This is a genomic window from Agrobacterium sp. 22094, from assembly GCF_052046015.1.
Taxonomy (GTDB): Bacteria; Pseudomonadota; Alphaproteobacteria; order Rhizobiales; family Rhizobiaceae; genus Agrobacterium; species Agrobacterium cavarae.
This window is the reverse complement of sequence record NZ_JBQEPX010000049.1, coordinates 1-336: the sequence shown is the minus strand read 5'-3', so window position 1 is coordinate 336 and position 336 is coordinate 1. Positions and strand designations below refer to the sequence as shown.

The following is a 336-nucleotide window of genomic DNA, read 5'->3' as shown; positions in this document are numbered from 1 at the left end:
TGGTAAATGGATATACTGGATTAAACTTAACCAATAACGCTCCTATTAATGGACCTATAATCACTCCTGTGTTAAGCATTTGGTTAAAGTAAGTAAATATTTTTTTTCGAACTGTTTCTTTTTGCGATGTAAAAAAAGCAGTAACAGAAGGATCAAATAATGCTCCTCCAAAGCCAATTAAAAATGCTGCAATGGTCACAGACCAGAAACTGTTAGCAAAAACAAACGCTCCAAATCCTAATGCTCTTACCATTACTCCAACAATTACATTTACTGTATGACTTACACGATCACCTATAAAGCCTGTAAATATTGGTAGCCCACGCTGTGAAACAA

1 protein-coding gene is annotated in these 336 nt (G+C 34.8%); it reads right to left on the bottom strand.

What is annotated here, in order from left to right; genetic code table 11:
- Positions 1-336, bottom strand: a 336-nt coding sequence (locus ACTJK5_RS23110) for an MFS transporter (RefSeq protein ID WP_440613332.1), incomplete at both ends; no start/stop codon positions are given.